The 894-nt window shown below is 57.2% G+C and carries 1 protein-coding gene; it reads left to right on the top strand.

All coding sequences use genetic code 11. From position 1 onward, the window contains the following. Positions 1-130: 130 nt before the first annotated feature. The coding region (locus VA602_RS00480; RefSeq protein ID WP_323452163.1) for a transposase at positions 131-894 on the top strand (764 nt) is incomplete at its 3' end.

Genomic DNA, 894 nt, shown 5'->3' with positions numbered 1-894 from the left:
GAGCACAAGCTGCCATTCACCGTTCCACTTTGGCGAGAGCCCGAACAGTTGGATGCGGCCTTGATCTCGAATCACAAGCGTGGGCCAAGCCAAAGTCCTCTCACTCTGTTGAGTCTAGGAGATTTTGGTGATGGTTTCCTTTGTGGGTATCGATGTTTCTAGTCGCACGCTGGACATAGCGGTCCGTCCCCAGAGCCTCACGATCAATGTCACCAACGATCGGGCAGGTTTCGAGGTATTGGAGAAGAGCCTTCGAGGTCTCAAGGTCAAGCGTGTCCTGCTGGAGGCGACAGGCGGATACGAACGCGAGGTGCTGAGCTTTCTGCAGAGCGCTGGCTACAAGGTCATTCGCGTCAATCCCAGGCGAGCCAGGTCGTTTGCCGAGTCCATGAATATCAAAGCCAAGACCGACGCCATCGATGCAGCAGTGTTGGCGCATTTCGCCGAAGTTATCCCCGATAAACCTACTCTGCAAGTCAGTCCGCAGAGGGCGTTGCTGCGCGAGCTGCTGCAGCAGCGTGATCGTCTGGTCCAGCAGCGAGACGACGACCGGCGGCGCCTGAAACAGGCTCAGTCTGAGGTGGTCGCTCGCTTCCTGAAGTCCAACCTCCAGCACTTCAGGTCTCAGATCAAGCAGATTGAACATGAGATCGAGCTGCAAGCCGAGCGACTGGGTGATGAACGAATTGCTCAACTGGTCCAGGTCAAAGGTATCGGGCTGGTGACGGCTGGGAGGCTTGTGACGCTGCTGCCGGAGTTGGGCCATGTGGAGGCCCGAGAAATAGCCTCGCTGGTTGGGGTGGCACCTTTCAATCACGACAGTGGAACATCCGTAGGCAAGCGCTCGATCTCGGGAGGCCGTTTCGGGATAAGGTGCGCGTTGTATATGTCGTG

It is taken from the genome of Pseudomonas machongensis, from assembly GCF_034961125.1.
GTDB classification, from domain to species: Bacteria; Pseudomonadota; Gammaproteobacteria; order Pseudomonadales; family Pseudomonadaceae; genus Aquipseudomonas; species Aquipseudomonas machongensis.
Note: the sequence above shows the minus strand (reverse complement) of the source record. Positions and strands in the feature narration are given on the sequence as shown.